This window comes from Bradyrhizobium sp. USDA 4510 (genome assembly GCF_054059095.1).
This window is the reverse complement of sequence record NZ_JBSSBT010000001.1, coordinates 5,793,566-5,816,545: the sequence shown is the minus strand read 5'-3', so window position 1 is coordinate 5,816,545 and position 22,980 is coordinate 5,793,566. Positions and strand designations below refer to the sequence as shown.

Here is a 22,980-nt window from a genome sequence, read left to right as displayed (position 1 = left end):
TTCACGGCGGGAACAGCCGGCTTGATCGCCAATCTTGGAATGACTCTATAGTTGTCATGACAACCATGGTCAAGACGGATTGGTCGATCGGAAGCTGCAGCCGGACGCAACGGATACGGCCCGTGCGTCGGGCAGCGATGAATGAGCAGACCGCTTGCGTGGAGCGGCGGGTTTAGCTCTTGCGCGCCGGCGCGGTCAGGATAATTCCCGCGTCGATCAGGGCGCGGCAGATTTTCTTCAGCGCCGCAATCGCTTCACGCGTGGCCCGGCTCACGGGTCGTCCGCGCGGCAGCGCCAGCACGCGTTCGGCGCGCATCCACGGCAACAGCGCCGCCGACAGCACGCCGGCAACCACCTCCTGGTGAATGCCGGAGAAGGGCAGCAGCGCGTAGCCGAGGCCAGATGCCACCATGCGTTTCATCGGTGTGCTGTTATCGACCCGCACCGCGCAGAGCATGGTCGACGGGAATGGGTTGCGGCTGAGCGGGGCCACCGCGGACGGCAAGGCGTCGAATTCCTTGCGGGTCAGCCGGCCGCGCTTCAGCAGCGGATCGCGAGACGGTCCGATCAGGAACACCTGCTCGACGACCAGCGTTTCATAGTCGAGATGGTCGTTGGGCGACGGCGTCGTCACGATCGCCAGATCGAGCTCACCGCGCAGCAGGCGTTCGGACGCGTTTTCGGTCAGGCCCTCGCTCAGTTCGAGTCGCACGCGTGGAAACTGCGTCACGAAGGCCTGGGCCAGCGGCGGGTAGAGGATATCGCCGAGGCTCGGCGGCGCGCCGATCCGCACCGTACCGCTGGGCTCGCGGTTTTCCGTGCGCACCTCGGCCTTGATGTCGTCGATTGTGCCGAGCAGCCAGCGCCCCCGCGCGAGCAGCACCTTGCCGGATTCCGTGACCGAGACACCGCGCGCGCCGCGTTCGAGCAAGGCGCCGCCCAATTCGTCCTCGAGTTCCTTGACGTGGCGGCTGAGTGCCGACTGGGCGACGTTCAGCGTGCTCGCTGCGGCGGCAAAGCCGCCACGCTCGGCGACGGCGACGAAATAGCGGATCTGCCGCAGGTCCATGACTGGCACTCCATCTCAAATCGAGATGGATACCATATCAAACATATTCTTGTGAGATACCAAAAAAATGGAGCAGTCTTCTCGCAACGATCAAACGGAGGAGAGACGAGGATGGGCATCGCCACCGATGAGGCACGCCAGACGTCTGTATTCATTGCCGGCGGCGGGCCGGTCGGCCTTGCGATGTCGCTGCTGCTCGATCGCTTCGGCATCGACTGCGTGGTGGTCGAGAAGAGCCCGACGACGACGGATCATCCCAAGTCGCGCGGCTGCTGGGTCCGCACCATGGAGATCTTCCGGCAATGGGGAATCGAGCAGGCGATCCGCGACCGCGGCCTGCAGGACAATTCCGACATGTTCGTGTTCCTCGACAGCATCGCGGGACACGAGTTCGGCCGCACCCGGCCCGAACCGAATGTCGGCCATACGCCCGCCTGGAAGAGCCTGGTCGCCCAGGACGCCGTCGAGGAGGAAATCCTGCGGGTGGTCGAAAAGTCCAAACACGCCACGGTGCTGTTCAACACGTCCTGTGAATCGTTCGAGGAGACCAACAGCGGCGTCAACGTCACGACACGTTGCGAAAAGACCGGCGAGGTGACGCGATGGATGGCGACTTACCTGATCGCCGCCGATGGCGCGGGCAGCCAGACGCGGCGCAGCGCCGGGATCGAGATGGTCGGGCCCTCGACGCTTGCGGTGATGTCGAACGAGTATTGGCGTGCCGATCTGTCGCGGCTGCCGATCGCGCGCGAGGCCGCCGGCTTCATCATCGTCCCGGACAAGCCCGACCTGCCGCGCGCCGGCATCCTGAACACCAATGGCCGGGATCGCTGGCTGACCGTGACGCAAATCGGCCTGACCAAGGACGATCGCGAGCGGCCTTGGACCGACCAGGAGTTCATCGAGATCGCGCGCGGCCATGTCGGCATTCCCGATCTCGATGTCACGCTTTTGAACTGCTCGATCTGGCGGGTCAGCATGCAGGTGGCCGAGACCTTTCGAAAGGGCCGGGTGTTTCTGGTCGGCGACTGCGCACACCGCTTTCCGCCGACCGGCGGTTTCGGCCTGAACTCCGGCGTTCAGGACGCGCATAACCTCGCGTGGAAACTGGCCTTCGTGCTGAAGGGCTTTGCGAACGAAAAGCTGCTCGACAGCTATTCCAGCGAGCGACGTCCGATCGCGCAATCCAATGCCAATTTCAGCTACGGCAATCGGCTGAGATTCGGGCTGACCGACGACGCCGTGCGATCGCGCGATCCGGACCGGATCAGGTTCTGGATCAACGACATGGACAATCACCTGCACAGCATCGGGCAGAACCTCGGCCACAATTACGAGGAGGGCGCGGTGATCCCCGATGGCACCGTCGCGAAGGCCTTGAACTCCCGCTACTACACGCCGACGGATCGTCCCGGCGCGCGATTTCCGCATATGTGGCTCGAACCTTCGCGCAAGAAATCGACGCTCGACTGGTTCGACAAGCAGTTCACCGTCGTCACGGGGCCGCTCGGCGGCGAGTGGCTGGAGGCGGGGAAGCAGGTGTCGGAGAAGACCGCCTTGCCGCTGTCGCTGAAACAGTTGCCGTCGGCCGATCCGGCGGACGGATTCCAACTGGGCATGCGCGGCGCCGTGCTGGTGCGCCCCGATGGCCACGTGGCCTGGCGAATGCCGTGGCTGCCGTCGGATCCGGCGAAGGAATTGGCCGGCGCGCTTTCAACGCTGCTGCATTAGCGGGGACCCCGATGCAATCGTTCGAGTCCAACGGCATCGTCACGGCGTTTGAGAAAACCGGGCGCGGCGAGCCGATCGTGCTGCTGCATGGCGGCGAGGCCGATCATGCAATGTTCGACGGCCTTGCGCCTGTCCTTGCGGCGAACTTCACGGTGATCGCCTATGACCAGCGCGACTCCGGTGCCACCCGAAACCCTCCGTCGTCCTATTCGCTGGCCGATTTGGCCGACGACGCCGCGGCCTTGGTCGGAGGGCTCGGTTACGATCGTGCCCATGTCTTCGGAACCTCGCTGGGTGGGCAGATCGCGCAGGTGCTGGCGGCCCGTCATCCCGATCGCATCGACCGCCTGATCCTGAGCAGCACCTGGAAGGTCAACAGAAGTCCACTCGACGTCAATGCGGATGTGTTCCGCAAGCTCGCTTCCTGGCGCGCGGATACCATCGCCAATGCGTCGAAGATTTCCGAATTCTTCTTTCCGCCGGCATACCTGCGCACGAGGCCCGAGCTGATCGAGATCTTCCGCGGCTCGAGCCGCGACGAGGGACAGAAGGCGCGCCGCGCCGCCTTGCTTGCGCAGCCTGTCGCCGCCGATCTGACCGGCTTCGATCGCCCGACGCTCTTGCTGGCGGGCGGTGATGACCGGCTGATCCCGAATGTCGAAACATTTGCGCTCGCCCGCGATCTTGCGCGCGTCGAGACGAGGACCATCGCAGGCGTCGGCCATGTCGCGTCGATCCAGGCCCCCGAGCGGGTGGCGGAGGCGGTGACGGCATTTCTGAATTCAAACAAGAAGGCGGCTTGACAACAACAGGGGGAGACCATGGCGGAGCAAACGAGCGCAGTGCCGTTCGACGAAGCGCCGGTAACGACGCGCTATTGGCTATCGATCATCATCTTCGCCGTCACCGGCGTGGTCGATTTCTTCGATTTCTTTGTGGTCGGATTTCTGGTCTCGGTGCTGGCGCCGAAATGGCACCTGACGTTCGGGCAGACCTCGATCATGCTGATGAGCGCCGGCATGGGGGCGATGCTGGGGGCGTTCGTCGCGGGCGTCCTCGCGGATCGTTTCGGGCGCAAGCCGCTGGCGATATCCGGCGTTCTGCTCTGCGGCCTGACCTCGGGTGCGATCGCGTTCATTCCGGAAGACGGCTGGGTTGCGTTTGCGATCCTGCGCTTCTTCGTCGGCTTCGGCCTTGCCGCCGGCGCGGCGGCGGCGGTTCCTGCCATCGTCGAATTCGCACCGACCCGCCATCGCACGCTGGTCACGAGTCTCGTGGTCGTCCCGGTCGCCTTTGGCGTGCTGTCGGCATCGGTGACGGCGAGCTTCCTGCTGCCGCTGGTCGGCTGGCGCGGATTGGCGGCGGTCGGCTTCCTGCCGATCCTCCTCGGAATTCTGACCATGATCATCATGCCGGAATCGCCGCGCTGGCTCATCAGCAAGGGCCGCGTGCGCGAGGCGCAGGCGAGCATCCGGAAACTCTACCGGGTCGGTGGCGAGTCCTTCGTGCTGCCTGCGCTGCCGCCGGCGAGCCCGGCGACATTTGCCGATCTCTTTGCCGAGCAGCGGCGCTTCTGGCTGACGGTCCTGATCTGGTTCGGCGCCAGCACGGCGAATTACGGTGTGTTCCTGTGGGGGCCGACGATCGTGGCGCTTCTGCTCGGCGTCGCGCCCCAGGATGCGGCAAAGATGTTCATCTATGTCAGCCTCGCCGGCGTGCTCGGCCGAACCGGCTTCGCCTTCCTCGCCCATCGGATCGGCCGCAAGCCCTGTGGTCAGTTGATGGGCTACGGCACCGCGGCGTCGCTGGCGCTCGCCGCCTATTTTCACAACGACTTTGCCGGCTCGGTACCGTTGTTCCTGGTCTTCCTGATCGTCGGCGCCGTGTTCTTCGATGGCGGATTTTCGAACATCGGACCCTATCCGGCGGAAATCTTCCCGGTTCAGCTCTCGGGACGCGCAGTCGGCCTTGCCCAGCTCTCGAATGGGATCGGCAAGATCGTAGGTCCCCTGTGTCTCGCCTTGATCGCCGGCGCGGATAATCTCGTGCATCCAAGTGCGACCGCCGCGGCGGTGACGCCGGCGTTCTGCTTTCTTGCCGGCGCGGGCCTCCTGATCGGCCTTGCCTTCACGTTCCTCGGCGTCGAGCCGCACGGGCGCCCGGTGGTTCTGTTTGGCGAAAACGCGAGCGCGAGCGCCGCACCGAAATCGCTGGCCGCAAAACCGGCCGCGGGACAGTGAAAGACGAAAGGTCATACCATGGACAACGCTTTCGACACGATCGCAACGGCGGCGCCGTTCGATACTGCAAAGCTCGATCGGCTGATGGATGAAGCGGGGCTCGACGTCCTGATCGTCACCTCGCGTCACAATGTGCAGTATCTGCTCGGTGGATATCGCTTCTTCTTCTTCGACGTCATGGAGGCAATCGGCACCAGCCGCTATCTGCCGGTGTTCGTCTATCAGAAAGGACACCCGGAAAATTCCGCCTACATCGGCAACCGCATGGAAAAGTTCGAGCACGCGCTCGGACGGATATGGACGCCGATTGTCAAGGCGGAGGCGTGGGGAACGATCGATGCGATCGGCCTCGTCATCGATCATGTGAGGAAGCTCGCTGGCTCCGCCAGGCGCATCGGCATCGAGGCAGGCTTCCTGCCGGCCGATGCCAGGGATCATCTGCATGCCGGCCTTGGCGACGTCGAGTTCCGCGAGGTCCATTTCACGCTGGAACGTCTGCGTGCCGTAAAGTCTCCCGCCGAACTGGACCTCATCAGAGAGGCTTCCGAACGGGTCGTCGACGCGATGATGGCCACGTTCAGTGGCTGCGCACCGGGCATGACCAAGCACGACGTCGTCGCCCATCTGCGCCGCGAGGAGCAGGAGCGCGATCTGGTCTTCGAATATTGCCTGATTGCCGCGGGCAAGAGCCATAACCGCGCGCCTTCCAGCCAGCGTCTCGTGCAAGGCGACGTGATCTCGATCGATTCCGGCGGAAACTACCGGGGCTACATCGGTGACCTCAGCCGCATGGGCATCCTGGGTGAACCTGACAGCGAGCTGCGCGAGTTGCTACAGGAAATCGAGGACGTCCAGCAGTTGGCCCGGCGCGCGATCCGGCCGGGCGCCATGGGTGGCGACATCATCGCGGCGGGCGAGGCGGCCGTCAAAGCCTCGCCGCATCGCGCCGTGCTCGACTTCACCGCACACGGCATTGGGCTCGTCAGTCACGAAGCGCCGCGCCTGACCGCGAACGGCCCGGTTCCTTACGCGCCGTACGACGCCGACCGGCCGCTCGAACGCGGAATGGTGATCTCGATCGAGACCGCACTGCTGCATCCAACGCGCGGCTACATCAAGCTCGAGGACACGCTGATCGTCTCCGAATCGGGCTGGGAAGCGCCCGGTGACCATGGCAGGGGGTGGAATTCGGCCCGTCCCATGGCCTGAAGCGGTCAGTGCAGGGCGGTATTTTGGCTAAGCCACGGATTCAGCCGCAGCGCTGGAGGCGTTTGGCAATATTCGGAATACTAGAAATGTACCCCTGAGTTGCCCGACGTGTCAAGTGGCTCGGTCGAGTCTGGCCGCCGCCGGCTACTGTGCATGGGGTTGTTTTCGATATTTTGGCAGCGGCGGTCTTTGCTTCACGCCAGCCTCCCCTCATGCGATGCTTCGAACTGGATGCAGCGGCGGCTCCGTGCCGTCCGCTCGCCGGGTCGGCGCCGACGATGGTAAGGTGCAACCGATATCGATTGCCTCCCCATCGACAGAAGCGACCCGATGACCGCTGCCGCCGACGCACTTCGTGACTACGCCCAAAGCATCCTGACCGCCCGTGTCTACGACGTGGCGGTCGAGACGCCGCTCGATCCCATGCCGCGGCTTTCGGAGCGATTGTCGCGTAACGTGTTGCTGAAGCGGGAAGACTTCCAGCCGATCTTCTCGTTCAAGCTTCGCGGCGCCTACAACAAGATCGTCAGGTTGCCGGACGCGCAGCGAAGACAGGGCGTGATCTGCGCGTCGGCCGGCAATCATGCGCAGGGCGTGGCGCTGTCGGCGCGCAAGCTCGGCATTCCGGCGACGATCGTGATGCCGAGGACGACGCCCGCTATCAAGGTCGAGGCCGTCCGGCGCTTGGGCGGTGACGTTGTCCTGCATGGCGATACGTTCGACGACGCGCAAACCAAGGCCAGGGAGATCGAGGCTGCGCGTGGCTTGACCTTTGTGCATCCGTTCGACGATCCCGATGTGATCGCCGGCCAGGGAACGGTCGGGATGGAGATCCTGCGCCAGCATCCCGATCCGATCGAGGCGATCTTCGTGCCGATCGGCGGAGGCGGACTGGCGGCCGGCGTGGCCGCCTTCGTGAAATTCCTCAACCCCTCGATCAAGGTCGTCGGCGTCGAGCCGGCGGACGCTGCGTCGATGGCGGCCGCGCTCGCCAAGGGCAACGTCGTCGCGCTGGATCAGGTCGGACTATTCGCCGACGGCGTCGCCGTCCGCAAGGTGGGAACCGAGACCTTCCGGCTCTGCCGCGACCTGCTCGACGAGGTCGTCACGGTGGACACCGATGCCATGTGCGCCGCCATCAAGGATATCTTCGACGACGTGCGATCGGTTGCCGAACCGTCCGGCGCATTGGCGCTCGCCGGCCTCAAGGCCTACGCCGAGCGCGGCGCACTCAGCGACGGAAGCCTGATTGCCGTCAACAGCGGGGCCAATCTGAATTTCGACCGGCTGCGCACCATTGCCGACCGCGCCGAGGTCGGCGAACATCGCGAGGCGCTGCTTGCCGTGACCGTGCCGGAGAAGCCGGGCAGCTATCGGCACTTCATCCGCATCCTCGGCTCGCGCGCGATCACGGAATTCAACTACCGCTTTGCCGAGACCACCGCGCCGGCGCAACTGTTTGTCGGCATCGCGCTGAGCCGCGGCGAGGCCGAGAAGCGGGAGGTCATGGAGCTGCTTCGGCGCGAAGGCTATCCGATCCTCGATTTGAGCGAGAACGAGATGGCCAAGGACCATGTGCGCTACATGGTGGGCGGTCGCGCTCCGCTGCTCAAGGACGAGGTCATCTACCGCTTCGAGTTTCCGGAGCGTCCGGGCGCGCTGCTGAAATTCCTCGAGAGCCTGGCGCCCGACTGGAATATTTCGCTGTTCCACTATCGCAATCACGGCGCCGACTATGGGCGCATCCTGGCGGGGATCGAGGTCAAGCCTCACGAGCGCGCTCGGTTCGTTCAGGCGCTGGATGCGCTCGGCTATCCCTACTGGAACGAGAGCGAAAATCCGGCCTATCGCCTGTTTCTTTCCGCCGAGAAGGGATGAAGCGACGAACGTCTCTGTCGATCAGCGATCGGCCGTCAGTTGCTGGCGATAGCGCTCGGCGTCCCAATTCAGCAGCGCATGCTCGTTCTCTGCGGTCAGATAATTGACCCGTGCGGTCAGGGGCAGGCGGCAGGTGACCAATGCGAGACAGCTCAGCATGGCTTCCGCGCCGTCGCTCGCATCCTCGCGAATAAGGCTGCCGAGGTCGGGGACGAGAAGCGCAACCGGCGGCGGCAGTCCGTTCGCGGTGGTCTGCGCGATCATGGCGCTCAGCTTCTCGCGATGCTCCAGGACCGGCAGGCCCGGGCCGAGGAAGACGACGTGATCAGGATACAACGAGCCGCTGGTCGCGATCGCGCGGCTGTAGCGGTCGGTGGCAATGTCGTGGCCGCGAGGATCCCGCGGCAGGCGATAATTGGTGCCGGCGCAGATCGTGCGGATCGCGTCATGATCTGCCGCCGGCGCGCTGCGCTGCTCGAGGGTGAGACGTTGCTCGACGTCGGCGACCAATGCCTCCGCCGCGTCGCAGCTGGCTGCACCGACCACCAGGCCGTGATTGCCGAGGATCAGGACGTCCACCGTATCATCGGCGATCGCGTCGCTGACGGCGCGTGCGAGCGGCAGCCCCGGGTGGCGATAGTCGAGGTAACGCCAGGCCAGTCCGTCCAGGCGCCGGGCAAATTCGTCGCGGGCGTCGGTGCGCACCGCCCATGCGATGGTGTTGACGGAATGGACGTGCAGCACGATCCGCTGCGGCATCAGCGCATGCAGCGAAGTCTCGATTGAGGCGCGCAGCGTCGTCCCGGCGCTCGGCGCCAGCGGCACGCGTTCGTCGCCATGCAGCAGCGCCGCGCGCGCGGCCGACAAGGCGACCGGCACGAAAATCTCCTTGTCCTCGGCATCGGCGAGCCAGGTACCCGACGCCTTCACCCACAGCACGTCGCCATCCTTGACCGACGAATTGCCGCCGGCGCCTTGCACCAGCAGGATATTCCTGCCGACGCGTGCCGACATGCGGCGCAGTTCATCCAGCATTTGAGGCGGTCGCATCGGGGCTGCTCTCACCAGGTCAGATAGTCCATCGTCCAGTGCGGCATCCGCGCCGCTGTGCCGGCCACGGTCTGGATCGCTCGCGGCAGATCGCTCGCCTGCGCAAGCGTCGCGCGGTGGGCGCCGGAGCCGATCAGCAGGGTCAGCATGCCGGCGGTGCGTCCACCGGCGATATCGTGATCGAGGGAGTCGCCGATGACGAGGATCCGGTCCGGCGGCGGCCGTCCCAATTGATCGCGCGCGGCGGCAAACATCGGCGGATGCGGCTTGCCGACGAACAGCACGGTGCCGCCGAGCGAATGGTAGAATGCGGCGAGCGCGCCCGGCGCGGGGATCAGGCCCGCGACGCCGAACATCACGAGATCGGGATTGGCGCACAGCATCGGCAGTTGGCGTGCGGCAGCGGTTGCCAGCGGCTCACGCCATCGCTCGGGCTCGGCCGCATCATCGTCGAGACCGCCGAGCAGGATGAAATCGGCCTCGCGCATGTTCGAGACCACCACAAGGTCGGTGCCGTCGACGATCGAGCGGTCACCGTCGCGCGAGATCAGGAAGCAGGCCCGTCCGAGCTCGGCAAAGGGAGCCTGCTCGCGCGCATGCAGGCCGCGCCAGGTGACCTCGCCCGAGGACAACACGCCGTCATAGGCATCGGGCGGCAGGCCGAGCGTCGCGAGCCGCCGCTGGTTGCTGCCGGCGCGCTTGCCGGAATTGGACAGGATCAGGATCCGTTTGCCGGCTTCGCGCAGCCGCGCCACGCACTCCAGCGCCGCGGGGAACACCGCCAGCCCCTCATGCAGCGTGCCCCACTGGTCGAGCAGCACATGATCGAAGCGGTCGGCGATGGCGTGAAGGCCGGCGATCGCGGTCGCGTCGGCCTTCATGACGGGCCTCCGTTCAGCGCGAGCAGCGCGGCGCCGTAGCTTGCTTCGGTCTGCTCGGCGACCGAGACGGGAACGCCGAGAACGCGGTGCCGGATGCTGGTCCAGGCGTCGTTCTTCGCGCCGCCGCCGATGGCGATGACGCGGCGCAGGCGCGGCGCACCGAGCCGCGCCAACTGGCGGTAGGCGAGGGCTTCCACCGACGCGATGCCCTCGAGCAGACCCTGGAAGAAGCGGCAATCTTCCGCAGGACGCGGCGTGACCCGCGCGGCCAACGCTGGATCGGCGATCGGAAAGCGTTCGCCGGGCTTTGGCAGCGGATAGTAGTCGAGCCCGGTCGGCTGGTCCGGCGTCAGCTGCGGTGTCAGCCGCTCCATCTCGGCGGCGGTGAAATGCACCAGCAACGCCGCGCCGCCGGAGTTCGAGGCACCGCCGGCAAGCCAGCGCTCGCCGAGCCGGTGCGAATAGACGCCTTGGTCGGCCGCGAAGATCGGCTGGGTCGCAAGCTGCTTCACCACCAGCGTCGTGCCGAGCGAGGTGACGGCATCGCCCGGCTGGTCGGCGCGCGTCGCGATGAAGGCCGCAACGCCATCGGTGGTGCCGGCGGAGACCTGCGCCGTGAGCGGCAGTCCTAGCGACCGCGCGATCTGCGGATCCATCTCGGAAAATGGCGTGCCCGGCACCAGCACTTCGGGGAGCAGATCGTCGCGCACGCCGAGCTGTTCGAGCCAGGATGGCCAGGCGCGCGCGACCGGGTCGTAGCCGAGCTTCAGCGCGTTGTTCTCGTCGCTGATGCCGTGATGGTTCGCGAGCCGGCCGGCGATCCAGTCCGCCTGGTGAACGGCGTGGCGCGCATCGCCGACATAGCCGTCATTCTGCAGATAGAGCAGCTTGGCGAGCGCGCTGCTCGCGCCATGCGCGCCGCTCTCGCGCGGGGCGACCGCCGCGACGCGCGTCGCCTCACGCGTGGCGCGGGCATCATTGTACATCAGCCCCGGCGAGCAGGGGCGGCCGGTGGCGTCGACCAGCAACAGCGTGCCCGACGTGCCGTCGACGACGATGCGCGTGACGTCGCCGAGAGCGACGGTCTCGCCGAGCTTGCGGATGGCCGCCGTCGCGGCCTGCCACCACAGCTCTGGTGTCTGGTCGATGGCGTTGCCGTCGACGCGCGGTGCAGCCAGCGCGACGGACGCAAAGCCGCGGATGGCGGCCTGCGCATCGATTGCACAAGCGCGCACGCCGCCGGTTCCGACGTCGATGCCGAGATACAGACCTCCCATGCGACCTCATCGCTCTCTGGTGCGCGCGCGACGACGTTGGTTGCGCTGCAGCACGTTTGGGGGATTGACGCCCCGTTCGGCCTCTGCAATTTTTTGCAGTACGTGAAGAAATTTGCAAGCGGACTTTTCCTGATATGGCACCCCCGCCCGACAGGCTGCCGGTGATCGACGGCGAGGCGTCGCTCGCGACGCGCGCAGCGTGGCTGTATTTCGCGGCGGGGCTCACCCAGTCCGAGGTCGCCGACCGCCTCAACATCCAGAGCACCAAGGCGCATCGCCTGATCGCACGCGCCAGCCGCGAGGGCATGATCCGCGTGTTCGTCGAGGGGCCGGTCGCCGAATGCGTCGCGCTCGAGAACGATCTCGCGCAGCGCTTCGGCCTCTCGTTCTGCCGCGTCGCGCCTGATCTCGGCGAGGGCGATCTGCCGCTGAAGGCGCTGGCGCTGGAAGGCGCGAGCTTCCTGCGCCAGATCCTGGAGCGCGGCCAGGACAAGGTGATCGGCTTCGGCCATGGCCGCACGCTCGCGGCGGTCGTGGAGCAGATGCCGCAGACGCCGGCGCGCGACGCGCAATTCGTGTCGCTGCTCGGCGGACTGACGCGGAAATTTGCCGCCAATCCGTTCGATGTGATTCACAAGCTCGCCGAGCGCACCGGCGCGGAAGCCTATCTGCTGCCGGTGCCGGTGTTCGCCAATTCGGTCGCCGACCGCGCCGTGCTGATGCAGCAATTCGGCATCGCCGACGTTTTCGCGCTGGCGCGCAAGGCCTCGCTGCTGTTCGTCGGCATCGGCCAGGTCAGCCGTGACGGCTTCCTGGTGTCGAGCGGCATGATCAAGCCCGACGAGGTCGTCGAGCTGAAGCGTGTCGGCGCCTGCGCGGACCTGCTCGGGCATTTCTTCAGCGCCGACGGAACGGTGCTGGACACCGATCTGTCGGCCCGCGCTACCTCCATGAGCATGCCCGACCTCAGGAAGCACCGGATCGTCGCCATCGCCGGCGGGCCGGCCAAGGTGACCGCGCTGCGCGGCGTGCTGCGCAGCGGCGTTCTGCACGGCCTCATCATCGACGAAGCGACCGCAAAGGCGCTCGCCACCGACAAGCCGGAGACCACATCCGGCAAGACAAGAAGCAAGACCCGGAAGGACACATAAAACAAAGCGTCAACAAGGAGAGGAAATACATGTTCGATCGCGAGAAGAATCTGTTCGACTCCTACGCTGCCAAACGCATCAGCCGCCGCGATCTCCTGGACGGCGCCGCCAAGCTCGGCATCGCGGGGATCGCCGCCAACGCCGCTTTCGCCTCCTCCATGTCGAAGGCGATGGCCGCCGACTTCAACTGGAAGGCCCAGAGCGGCAAGAGCGTCAAGCTGCTGCTCAACAAGCACCCCTATGTCGACGCGATGATCGGCGACATCGAGGCGTTCAAGACGCTCACCGGCATGAACGTCACCTACGACATCTTCCCGGAGGACGTCTATTTCGACAAGGTGACGGCGGCGCTGTCGTCGAAGTCGGACCAGTACGATGCCTTCATGACCGGCGCCTACATGACCTGGACCTATGGTCCGGCGGGCTGGATCGAAGACCTCAACACCTACATCAAGGACCCCGCCAAGACCAATCCGGCCTTCGCCTGGGACGACGTGCTTCCGGGCCTGCGCGCCTCGACCGCGTGGGACGGCGTCGCCGGCTCCGAGCTCGGCACGGGCAAGGCCAAGCAGTGGTGCATCCCCTGGGGCTATGAGCTCAACAACATCACCTACAACCGCAACGTCTTCGACAAGGTCGGCGTCAAGCCGCCGAAGAACCTCGACGAGATGCTGGAGGTCGCGGCCAAGATCACCAAGGACGCCGGCGGTCCCTACGGCGTCGGCGTGCGCGGCTCGCGCTCCTGGGCGACCATCCATCCCGGTTTCCTGTCTGCCTATTCGAACTTCGGCCAGAAGGATTTCGTGATGGAGGGCGGCAAGCTGAAGGCCGCGATGAACACCAAGGCCTCGAAGGATTTCCACGACAAATGGGTCAAGATGATCCAGACCTCGGGCCCGAAAAACTGGTCGACCTACACTTGGTACCAGGTCGGCACCGATCTCGGCGCCGGCGCCTCGGGCATGATCTTCGACGCCGACATCCTCGGCTACTTCATGAACGGCGGCGACAACAAGGAGAAGGGGCATCTTGGCTATGCGCCGTTCGCGGCCAATCCGGCCGCCAAGGCGCCGACCCCGAACGTCTGGATCTGGTCGCTCGCGATGTCGAGCTTCTCCAAGCAGAAGGAGGCGGCCTGGCTGTTCATGCAGTGGGCGGCATCCGTCGAGCACGATCTGTTCGGCGCGCGCAAGATGGACTTCGTCAATCCGGTGCGTGCATCGGTGTGGAAGGACAGCGAATTCCGCGACCGCATCGCGAAATCCTATCCCGGCTATCTCGAGCAGCACGACATGTCGTCGCCCGGCGCCAAGATCTACTTCACGGCGCAGCCGCTGTTCTTCGACCTGACGACGGAATGGGCCGCTTCGCTGCAGAAGATGGTGGCCAAGGAGGTCAGCGTCGACGAAGGGCTCGACAAGCTCGCCGACAGCATCAACCGCCAGCTCAAGCAGGCCGGTCTCGGCTGACGGATCAACTGTGCGGTGCCTGATCCCCCGCACCGCACCCATCCGCCGGCTCGGACCCTTGTCCCATCCGAGCCGGCGGCGTTTGCCAGCCGAACGCGATCTCTTATCATCATGAGCATGGTCCAACTCCTCCAGACGAACGCGCAGGCAGCGCCGGCCAAACCAAGGCCGCGCGTGCGCCTCTTGCCCTATCTGCTCAGCCTGCCGGCGCTGCTCGTCTGCGTGGCGATCCTGGTTCCGTTCGTGACCGCGGCGGTCTACTCGCTGCAGCGCTACCGGCTGAACCTGCCTCATCTGCGCGGCTTCATCGGCGTCGGAAACTACATCGACTTCCTGTCCGACCCGGCGTTCTGGAATACGTTCCGCGTCTCGATCACCTATACTGTGGTCACGGTCGTGCTCGAGCTGCTGCTCGGTCTTGGCATCGCGCTGCTGCTGCGCCGGCCGACCCGCTTCCACAACGCAGTGTCGATCATGCTGCTGCTGCCGCTGATGACGGCGCCGGCGATCGCCGCGCTGATGTGGAAGCTGATGACCAATCCGAGCTTCGGCATCCTGTCCTATCTGGTCGGCCTGTTCGGCGTCACCGATTTCAAATGGGCCTCCGATCCATCGAGTGCGCTGTTCACGGTCGTGCTGGTCGATGTCTGGGTCTACACGCCCTTCATCATGATCCTGCTGCTGGCGGGGGCTGCGCTCGCTGCCGCGGCAGCCGTTCGAAGCCGCTGCACTCGACGGCGTGCCGGCGAGCTTCGTGTTCTTCCGCATCACGCTGCCGATGCTGGCGCCCTACATCATCACGGCGTCGCTGTTCCGGCTGCTCGATTCGATCCAGCAGTTCGACATCATCTATGCGATGACGCAGGGCGGGCCGGGTGACCGGCTGATGGTATTCCAGGTGCAGGCCTATCTGGAATTCTTCCAGTACACCAATGTCGGCAGATCGGCGGCGCTGTTGATGATCCTCTGGCTGATTACCAACATCCTGTCGAATATCTTCATCAAGAACTGGTTGCGGTTGCGCGAGCGTGCGCACGGCCACGCGTGACGGGGAGGGGCGCGATGGAACATTCCAGCCTTGCCGGTCGCATCTTCCGCGGCGTGGCGCTCACGCTGATCCTGATTTTCTTCATGTTTCCGATCGTCTGGATCTTCCTGATGTCGTTCCAGACCAACGAGCAGATCCTGCGGATCCCGCCGCGGATCCTGTTCGAGCCGACGCTTGCCAATTACGAGGCGCTGATCTCCGGCCAGCTGCGCACCGCGGCCGGCAATCTGCAGATCTCCTTCATGCGCAACCTCTTCAACAGCGTCGTGCTGTCGAGCGCGGCGGTGCTGCTGGCGCTGCTGCTCGGCGTGCCGGCGGCCTACGCCTTTGCGCGCTTCAAATTCCGCCTCGGCGAGAGCATCGCCTTCACGCTGCTGTCGTTCCGCTTTGCGCCGCCGCTGCTCGTGCTGCTGCCGCTGTCGCTGTACTACCAGGAGCTCGGACTGAACGACACCTATTTCGGGATCGTCTGGGTCTATCAGTTGATCGCGCTGCCGCTGATCCTGTGGATCGTGCGCGGCTATTTCGAGGATATCAGCCCTGATATCGAGCATGCCTACCGACTGGCCGGGCATTCCTGGCGCGAGGCCTTCACCAGGATCGCGGTGCCGCTGGCGGGGCCGGGGATCGCCGCGGCGGGGCTGCTGTCGTTCATCTTCTGCTGGAACAATTTCGTCTTCGCGCTGATCCTGGCCTCCGCCGACAAGCAGCCGGTGACGGTCGGCGCGCTCGCCTTCGTCACCGCGTCAGGTATTCAGTACGGCCAGATCGCGGCGGCGATCGTGCTGTCGGTGACGCCGACCCTGTTGCTCGCGCTCTATGCACAGCGCTACCTGGTCGAGGGTCTCTCGCTCGGCGCGGTGAAAGGCTGATCCAATGGCGCGTCTCGAGATCAACTCGGTGAGCAAAGCATTCGGTGCGGCACGGCCCGCCGACGGATTGTCGCTGGCGGTCGAGCCAGGCGAGATCGTGGCGGTGTTCGGACCGTCCGGCAGCGGCAAGACCGTGCTGCTGCGCATGATCGCGGGCATGTTCGAGCCCGACGACGGCGACATCCTGGTCGGCGGCCGCTCGGTCGTCGGTGCTCCGCCCGAGCGGCGCGGGATCGGCATGGCATTCCAGAACTTTGCCTTGTTCCCGCACATGACCGCCCGCGACAATATCGCAAGCGGCCTGCGCGCCAGGGCCGGCGGCGGCGATGTCGCCGTCCGCGTTGCCGCGATCAGCAGGCTGCTCAAGATCGAGCACGTGCTCGGTCACGCGCCGCGCGAATTGTCGAACGGACAGAAGCAGCGCACGGCGCTGGCGCGGGCGCTGATCGGCAATCCGGATGTGCTGCTGCTGGATGATCCGCTGCGCAATGTCGACGCCAAGCTGCGCTACGAGATGCGGCTCGAGCTCCCGAACCTGCTGCGGCGTGGCACCGCCGCCGTGCTCTACGTCACCCAGGACTATCGCGAGGCGATGGCGATCGCCGACCGCATCGCGGTCTTGATCGACGGCCGGCTCGCGCAGGTCGCGACGCCTGCCGATATCTATGCCCAACCCGCATCGGTCGCGGTCGCGCGCCTGTTCGGCGATCCGACCGTCAACCTCGCGGAAGTCTCGCCAGTAGCGGAGCACGGCATGCTGTCGGCTGACATCGCCGGCGCCAGGATCCGGCTCGGCGCGGCCGATGGCGCAGCACCTGCCGGTGCATGTTGGCTGGGCGTCCGGCCTGAGGATCTCGTGGTCTCGTCTGCATCCACCGACGACGCCATCCCGGCGCGCATTCTCGCGATCACGCCGATGCACGAGAAGGCGGTGCTGCTGCTCCGTCTTGCCGACGGCACGGAGTGGCTGGCGGCGCTACCGCCGGATGCGCCGCAAGGCGCGGCTGACGATGCTATTTTCGTTCGCTTTGCGCCCGACGCCGCGATGCTGTTCGATCGCGCCACCGGGCTGCGGATCGGGGCGTCGCACCGGCTCAAGGCGGCATAGGAGCGAATGGTCATGGACATGCTCGAGCTTCGGGGCATCGACAAGGTCTATCGCAGCCGCGGCAAGGAGCCGGTGCACGCGGTGCGCGCGCTCGACATGGCGGTCGAAAAAGGCGAGATCGTCGCACTGCTGGGATCGTCGGGCTGCGGCAAGACCTCGACATTGCGCATGATCGCAGGCTTCGAGGACGTCTCCGCCGGATCGATCGCGCTCGGCGGGCGGCGGATCCACGAGCTGCCGCCGGCGCGGCGCAAGGTCGCGATGGCGTTCGAGGGCTACTCGCTCTATCCGCCGCTCACGGTCCGCGAGAACATCGCGTTCGCGCTGAAATCTGCCCAGTTGCCGCGAGCCGAGGTGACGCGTCGCGTCGGCGAGATCGCCCGTCTGGTCGAGATCGAGGACATCCTCGACAGCTATCCGCGCGCGATCTCAGGCGGCCAGCAGCAGCGCGTGTCGCTGGCGCGGGCGCTGGTGCGCGACGCCGATCTCTATCTGCTCGATGAGCCAATGGGGCAGCTCGAACCGCAGCTGCGCGCGGTGCTGCGCGGCCGGATCAAGAGCCTGCTTGCCGAGCGCGGCATGACCGCGATCTTCGTCACCCACGACCAGACCGAAGCGAGTGCGCTGGCCGACCGCATCGCTGTCATGGAAGGCGGCCTGCTGCAGCAGTTCGCCAGCGAGAAGGAGCTGAAGGGCCGACCGGCCAATCTGTTCGTTGCAAGCTTCATCGGCGAGCCGCCGATGAACCTGCTCGACGCCGAGGTGACGCGGTCCGATGGTGGCTTCCGTCTGTCGGTCGGAACCGACATGGGTTTCGATATCGCCGGCGCCGGACTCGACGTTGAGGCGGCGAAGACGCTCGCGGCCACGCCGCAGGTGCGGATCGGCATTCGTCCGCAGAAGATCGTGGTCGGGACCGGTGACGTCAGGGTCAAGGTCGTCTCCAACCAGTGGCTCGGCGATCAATCGCATGTCGCCGGCGATTGCGGTGGCCGCATGCTGATCGCGGTCATACCGGGCCGTGTCGCCGCGCGGCCGGGAGAGATCATCTCGTTTGCGCTGGAGCCGCGTCACCTGCACATCTTTGGCAGCGACGGAACCTACATTCGCCATGCGGAGGGAGCGTGACGATGACCGCTTCGGCCAGCCGCGACGTTATCATCGGCATTGACGCCGGCACCTCCCTGATCAAGGCGGTGGCGTTCACGCTGACCGGCGAGCAACTCGCAGATGTCTCGCGGCCGAATGCGTACAGCAGCCTGGCCGGCGGCCATGTCGAGCAGGACATGGCGCAGACCTGGAGCGATACGGTCGCGGTCATTCGTGCGCTGGCGAAGTCCGTGCCTGACCTGTCGGCGCGGATCGCGGCCGTCGCGGTGACCGGGCAGGGCGACGGCACCTGGCTGATCGATGACGACGGCCGGCCGGTCGCGCCGGCGCTGCTGTGGCTCGACTCGCGCGCCGGGCGGCTGGTCGAGGCGATTCGCGGCGGCGAGCACAACGCGATCCTTTACCGTCGAACCGGCTCCGGGCTCAATGCCTGCCAGCAAGGGCCGCAACTGGCGTGGCTGCAGGCCCACATGCCCGACACGATCGCCGGCGCGACCACGGCCTTCCACTGCAAGGACTGGCTTTATTTCCTGCTCACCGGTGAACGCGCAACCGATCCGTCGGAAGCCACGTTCTCCTGCGGCGATTTCCGCAAGCGAGCATTCGACGCAGAGACCGCGCGGTTGATCGGTATCGCCGACCTGACGCGCCTGTTCCCGCCGGTCGTTGACGGCGCGGTCATGACGCATCCGCTGACCGCGGCCGCCGCCATCGAGATCGGCCTGCCGGAAGGTGTGCCGGTCTGCCTCGGCTATGTGGACGTGATCTGCAATGCGCTCGGCGCCGGGCTCTACGATCCGTCACCCGATGTCGGCTGCACCATCATCGGGTCGACCGGCATGCATATGCGGCTGGTACCGAGCGCCGACGCGGTGACACTGAATCGGGAGGCAACCGGCTATACCATGCCGTTCCCCGTGCCCGGTCATTATGCCCAAATGCAGTCCAACATGGCGGCGACGCTGAACATTGACTGGATGCTCGATCTCGCCTGCGACATGCTGGCGGCGGAAGGCGTGACGCGCACGCGCGCCGAACTGATCCGCCGGCTCGACGATCAGGTGCTGCGGGCGAGGCCCGGCGAGGTGCTGTTCCACCCGTTCATCTCCGATGCCGGCGAGCGTGGTCCGTTCGTCGCGCATGAGGCCAGCGCGCAATTCTTCGGCTTGCGGTCGCGCCACCGCTATGGCGACCTGATGCGCGGCGTGATGGAGGGCCTGGCCTTCGCCGCACGGGATTGTTACACGGCGATGGGGTCGCTGCCGCGCGATGTCAGGATCACAGGCGGCGCGGCGAAGAGCCGTGCGCTTGGCGCCATCCTCGGGGCCGCGCTGGATTGCGACGTCCGGATCTGCAGCCGCGCCGAGGCCGGCGCCGCGGGCGCTGCGATGATCGCGGCGGTCGCGATCGATGCCTATCCCGACATGCGCGCCTGCGCCGAGCAGTGGGTCGCGCCGCATCTAAGTGCGCCGCAATCGCCGGACGCTGCGCTGGCGAAGCGCTATGCCAGCATCTTCCCGACCTATCTCGAGGCAAGGCTGGCGTCGCGGCCGGTCTGGAAGCAACTCGCTGCGCTGCGCGCCGGAGGCGATCATGTCTAAGTCCATCGCCATTGTCGGCGACCGCTTCATGCTGCCCTCGGTGTTCGCCGAGCACATCCGGTCAGCCTGCGGCGATGGCCTCGACATTCGCACCCTGGAGCAGCCCTGGCCGGACGAGCCGATGGAACACGGTTACGCCGGCTCGAAGCTCGATGGCTTGAAGGAATTCATGGGGCAGCCCGACGAGATCATCGGCTTCATCGGCGATGCCGAACTGCTCGTCACCCATCTGGCGCCGATCTCGCGGTCGATGCTGGAGCGGCTGCCGAAGCTGAAGTTCATCGCGGTGTCGCGGGGCGGCCCGGTCAACATCGACATGCAGGCGGCGCGCGACCACAACGTGCTGGTGGTCAATACGCCCGGCCGCAATGCGGGTGCGGTCGCGGAGTTCACGATCGGCGCCATTCTGGCCGAGACACGCCTGATCCGCAGTGGTCACGAGGCGCTGCGAGGCGGGGAATGGCGCGGCGATCTCTATCGCGCCGATCGCACCGGGCGCGAGCTCGGCGAGATGACGGTCGGCATTGTCGGCTACGGCGCGATCGGCAGCCGCGTGGTCAAGCTGCTGAAGGCATTCGGCTGCAAGATCCTGGTCGCCGACCCCTATGTCCAGCTCAGCGCGCAGGACCGCAATGACGGCGTCGAGCATGTCGCGCTCGGCGAATTGCTCGGCCGCGCCGACGTCGTCACGCTGCACGCCCGGGTGACGCCGGAGACCACCCGTTTCATCGGGCGCGAGGCGCTGGCACGGATCAAGCCGGGCGCGTTCCTGATCAACACCGCGCGCGGTCCGCTGGTCGACTACGAAGCGCTGCATGATGCGCTGGCATCGGGGCATCTCGGCGGCGCCATGCTCGACACCTTCGCGGTCGAGCCGGTTCCGGCGGACTGGCCGCTGCTGCGACTTCCCAACGTCACGCTGACGCCGCACATCGCCGGCGCCTCCGTGCGTACCGTCACCGTGGCCGCCGGACAGGCGGCCGAAGAGGTTCGTCGCTTCCTGGCCGGCGAGCCGCCACGCAATCCGTGCTGAAGAGAAAGGCAGTTCGTATGACCCGTGAGGAACGACAGTTGCGCGAGGCGATCATCGCCAAGTGCCGGTGGATGAATGCGTCGGGTCTCAACCAGGGGACATCGGGCAACATCTCCGCCCGCTACAAGGACCGGATGCTGATCACGCCGTCGGCGACGCCCTACGATTCGATGAAGCCGGAGATGATCGCCTCGATGCTGCTCGAGGGCGACTATGGTGCGTGGGAGGGGCCGCTGCAGCCGTCCACCGAATGGCGCTTCCATCTCGACATCACGCGCGCCCGGCCCGATGTCGGCGCCATCGTCCATACCCACTCGACCTACGCGACCGTGCTCGCGATCGCGCGCAAGCCGATCCCGGCCTGCCATTACATGATGGCGGCGTTCGGCGGCACCGAAATCCGCTGCGCCGGCTATGCGCGCTACGGCACCAAGGAATTGTCCGATCATGCGATTGCGGCGCTCGAAGGCCGCAATGGCTGCCTGCTCGCCAATCACGGCATGATCGCGCTCGGCGCCAATCTCGACAAGGCGATGTGGCTCGCGGTCGAGCTCGAGACCATCGCGCGTCAGTACTACCTCTCGCTGGCGCTCGATTCGCGCGTCATCCTGACCGACGAGGAGATTGCCGACACCGCGAAGGGGTTCTCCACTTACGGTCTGCAGGCGCCGAAGCCGAACAAGGCCCGCGCGACCGCAAAGGCGGCGCCGCGCCGCGCCGAGAAAAGGCGCAGCAGCAAGCGATGACGGGCACTGCGCCGGTCGCAGGTACGGATCACGGGCTGGTCGATATCGCCATCATCGGTGGCGGCATCAACGGTGCCGGCATCGCCCGCGACGCCGCCGGCCGCGGACTGAAAGTGCTGCTCTGCGAGAAGGATGATTTCGCCGAGGGCACCTCGTCGCGCTCGGGCAAGCTGATCCATGGCGGACTGCGCTATCTCGAATATTACGAGTTCCGCCTGGTGCGCGAGGCGCTGATCGAGCGCGAGGTGCTGCTCGCGTCGGCGCCGCATATCATCTGGCCGATGCGCTTCGTGCTGCCGCATTCGCCGGAGCAGCGGCCGGCGTGGCTGGTCCGCACCGGGCTGTTGCTCTACGACCATCTCGGTGGCCGCAAGCAGTTGCCGGCGAGCCGCAGCCTGGATCTGTCCCACGCTCCGGAGGGCGCGCCGCTGCGTCAGGAGTTCCGGCGAGGCTTCGAATATTCGGACTGCTGGGTCGATGACAGCAGGCTGGTGATCCTCAATTTGATCGATGCCGCACAGAACGGCGCCTGCATCCTGCCGCGCACGCGGGCGGTGCGCGCGCGCCGCGACGGCGAGACCTGGCTGCTCGAAATGCACGGCGACGACGGCACAACGCAGGTCGTGCGGTCGCGCGCGCTGGTCAACGCCGCCGGGCCGTGGGTTCAGGATGTCATCCAGGGCGTGGCGGGCCTGAACTCGGCCCAGAGCGTACGGCTGGTCAAGGGCAGCCATATCGTGGTGCCGAAATTCTGGAGCGGGCCGCAGGCCTATCTGCTGCAGAACAGCGATCGCCGGGTGATCTTCGTCAATCCCTATGAGGACGATCTCGCCTTGATCGGCACCACAGACATTCCCTATCACGGCCGCGCCGAGGACGTCGCGATCGGAGAGGACGAGACCGATTACCTGTTGCAGGTCTTGCGCCGCTATTTCCGAACGCCGCCGCAAGCGGGCGAGATCGTGCACGCGTTCTCCGGGGTCCGGCCGCTCTACGACGACAACGCCGACAATCCGTCGGCCGTGACGCGCGACTATGTGTTCGAGGTTCACGGCGCGCAGGATGTGCCGCCGCTGCTGTCGATCTTCGGCGGCAAGATCACGACCTACCGCCGGCTGGCGGAGCAGGCGCTGCAGCGCCTCGCGCCGTGGTTTCCGAAGCTGTCGTCGGCCTGGACCGCGGATCGGCCGCTGCCGGGTGGCGACATCGGCGGCAGTTTCGATGAATTCGCGAATCGGCTGGCACGCGACTATCCCGATTTGCCGCGAACGCTCATCCATCACTATGCCCGTCTTTATGGGACGCGCGCGCGCCAGCTGCTGGGTCCGGTCCGCAGCGCCGCAGACCTGGGCCGTCATTTCGGCGGCGAGTTCTATGAATGCGAAGCGGCGTATCTCCGCGAGAATGAGTGGGCAAGGCAGCCTGCCGACTTCCTGGACCGGCGCACCAAGCACGGCCTGCACTTGACGCCCGCGCAGCGGGTCGCGTTCGAGAGCTACCTCTAGGA

At 66.1% G+C, this 22,980-nt stretch carries 18 protein-coding genes and 1 pseudogene; 15 read left to right on the top strand and 4 right to left on the bottom strand.

The genetic code is table 11. From position 1 onward, the window contains the following. Positions 1–172: 172 nt before the first annotated feature. Positions 173–1,069: a LysR family transcriptional regulator gene (locus ACVMDN_RS27080; protein WP_076823781.1), complete on the bottom strand. Its 897-nt coding sequence runs from the start codon at positions 1,067–1,069 to the stop codon at positions 173–175. A 111-nt stretch (positions 1,070–1,180) separates the two neighbouring features. Between ACVMDN_RS27080 and ACVMDN_RS27075 the strand changes: the two genes are divergently transcribed. The 5 genes from ACVMDN_RS27075 (at position 1,181) to ilvA (ending at position 8,127) form a co-directional block, all read left to right on the top strand. Then, the gene (locus ACVMDN_RS27075) at positions 1,181–2,800 is read left to right on the top strand and encodes an FAD-dependent monooxygenase (RefSeq protein ID WP_076823783.1); all 1,620 of its coding nucleotides are present in this window, start codon (positions 1,181–1,183) and stop codon (positions 2,798–2,800) included. An 11-nt stretch (positions 2,801–2,811) separates the two neighbouring features. Beyond that, entirely contained in the window at positions 2,812–3,603 is a 792-nt protein-coding gene (locus ACVMDN_RS27070; RefSeq protein WP_076823786.1) for an alpha/beta fold hydrolase, read from the top strand. 18 nt (positions 3,604–3,621) lie between these two features. Further along, the gene (locus ACVMDN_RS27065; protein WP_076823789.1) at positions 3,622–5,040 is read left to right on the top strand and encodes an MFS transporter; all 1,419 of its coding nucleotides are present in this window, start codon (positions 3,622–3,624) and stop codon (positions 5,038–5,040) included. A gap of 18 nt (positions 5,041–5,058) precedes the next feature. Then, positions 5,059–6,249 carry a M24 family metallopeptidase gene (locus tag ACVMDN_RS27060; protein ID WP_076823791.1) on the top strand — a complete coding sequence of 397 codons (1,191 nt, stop codon included), beginning with the start codon at positions 5,059–5,061 and terminating at the stop codon, positions 6,247–6,249. A gap of 330 nt (positions 6,250–6,579) precedes the next feature. Then, positions 6,580–8,127 carry a threonine ammonia-lyase, biosynthetic gene (gene ilvA, locus ACVMDN_RS27055; protein WP_057021042.1) on the top strand — a complete coding sequence of 516 codons (1,548 nt, stop codon included), beginning with the start codon at positions 6,580–6,582 and terminating at the stop codon, positions 8,125–8,127. A 21-nt stretch (positions 8,128–8,148) separates the two neighbouring features. Here the strand turns inward: ilvA and ACVMDN_RS27050 are convergent, their stop codons facing one another. From ACVMDN_RS27050 to ACVMDN_RS27040, 3 genes are read right to left on the bottom strand one after another with little or no spacing between them, the layout of a single operon-like run. Continuing rightward, entirely contained in the window at positions 8,149–9,177 is a 1,029-nt protein-coding gene (locus ACVMDN_RS27050) for a class II aldolase/adducin family protein (RefSeq protein ID WP_076823795.1), read from the bottom strand. An 11-nt stretch (positions 9,178–9,188) separates the two neighbouring features. After that, positions 9,189–10,058 carry a TIGR01459 family HAD-type hydrolase gene (locus tag ACVMDN_RS27045; RefSeq protein ID WP_076823799.1) on the bottom strand — a complete coding sequence of 290 codons (870 nt, stop codon included), beginning with the start codon at positions 10,056–10,058 and terminating at the stop codon, positions 9,189–9,191. Beyond that, positions 10,055–11,335 (bottom strand): FGGY-family carbohydrate kinase, encoded by a 1,281-nt coding sequence (locus ACVMDN_RS27040; protein ID WP_057021039.1) that lies wholly within the window; start codon positions 11,333–11,335, stop codon positions 10,055–10,057. Before ACVMDN_RS27040 ends, ACVMDN_RS27045 begins: the two co-directional genes overlap by 4 nt. A 134-nt stretch (positions 11,336–11,469) precedes the next feature. Here ACVMDN_RS27040 and ACVMDN_RS27035 point away from each other — a divergent pair, with 134 nt between their 5' ends. The 10 genes and pseudogenes from ACVMDN_RS27035 to ACVMDN_RS26990 all read left to right on the top strand — a co-directional run bounded on the left by ACVMDN_RS27035 (position 11,470) and on the right by ACVMDN_RS26990 (position 22,978). Then, the gene (locus ACVMDN_RS27035; protein WP_076823802.1) at positions 11,470–12,486 is read left to right on the top strand and encodes a sugar-binding transcriptional regulator; all 1,017 of its coding nucleotides are present in this window, start codon (positions 11,470–11,472) and stop codon (positions 12,484–12,486) included. 29 nt (positions 12,487–12,515) lie between these two features. After that, the gene (locus ACVMDN_RS27030; protein ID WP_057021038.1) at positions 12,516–13,955 is read left to right on the top strand and encodes an extracellular solute-binding protein; all 1,440 of its coding nucleotides are present in this window, start codon (positions 12,516–12,518) and stop codon (positions 13,953–13,955) included. 117 nt (positions 13,956–14,072) lie between these two features. Further along, positions 14,073–15,003: pseudogene (locus ACVMDN_RS27025) on the top strand (carbohydrate ABC transporter permease). Positions 15,004–15,017: 14 nt separating this feature from the next. After that, positions 15,018–15,875 carry a carbohydrate ABC transporter permease gene (locus tag ACVMDN_RS27020; protein WP_018273209.1) on the top strand — a complete coding sequence of 286 codons (858 nt, stop codon included), beginning with the start codon at positions 15,018–15,020 and terminating at the stop codon, positions 15,873–15,875. Between the two features lie 4 nt (positions 15,876–15,879). After that, complete coding sequence (locus ACVMDN_RS27015) at positions 15,880–16,983, top strand: ABC transporter ATP-binding protein (protein ID WP_076823807.1); 1,104 nt, start codon at positions 15,880–15,882, stop codon at positions 16,981–16,983. Positions 16,984–16,995: 12 nt separating this feature from the next. Continuing rightward, complete coding sequence (locus ACVMDN_RS27010) at positions 16,996–18,111, top strand: ABC transporter ATP-binding protein (RefSeq protein WP_371852070.1); 1,116 nt, start codon at positions 16,996–16,998, stop codon at positions 18,109–18,111. A 2-nt stretch (positions 18,112–18,113) separates the two neighbouring features. After that, the gene (locus tag ACVMDN_RS27005) at positions 18,114–19,694 is read left to right on the top strand and encodes an FGGY-family carbohydrate kinase (RefSeq protein WP_076823813.1); all 1,581 of its coding nucleotides are present in this window, start codon (positions 18,114–18,116) and stop codon (positions 19,692–19,694) included. Continuing rightward, positions 19,687–20,727, top strand: a complete 1,041-nt coding sequence (locus ACVMDN_RS27000) for a 2-hydroxyacid dehydrogenase (protein ID WP_076823817.1) — start codon at positions 19,687–19,689, stop codon at positions 20,725–20,727. Before ACVMDN_RS27005 ends, ACVMDN_RS27000 begins: the two co-directional genes overlap by 8 nt. Positions 20,728–20,744: 17 nt before the next feature. Further along, on the top strand, positions 20,745–21,473 hold the full coding sequence (locus tag ACVMDN_RS26995) for a class II aldolase/adducin family protein (protein ID WP_076823820.1): 729 nt from the start codon (positions 20,745–20,747) through the stop codon (positions 21,471–21,473). Continuing rightward, complete coding sequence (locus tag ACVMDN_RS26990) at positions 21,470–22,978, top strand: glycerol-3-phosphate dehydrogenase (protein ID WP_076823824.1); 1,509 nt, start codon at positions 21,470–21,472, stop codon at positions 22,976–22,978. The genes ACVMDN_RS26995 and ACVMDN_RS26990 overlap by 4 nt, the downstream gene beginning before the upstream one ends. Positions 22,979–22,980: the final 2 nt, after the last annotated feature.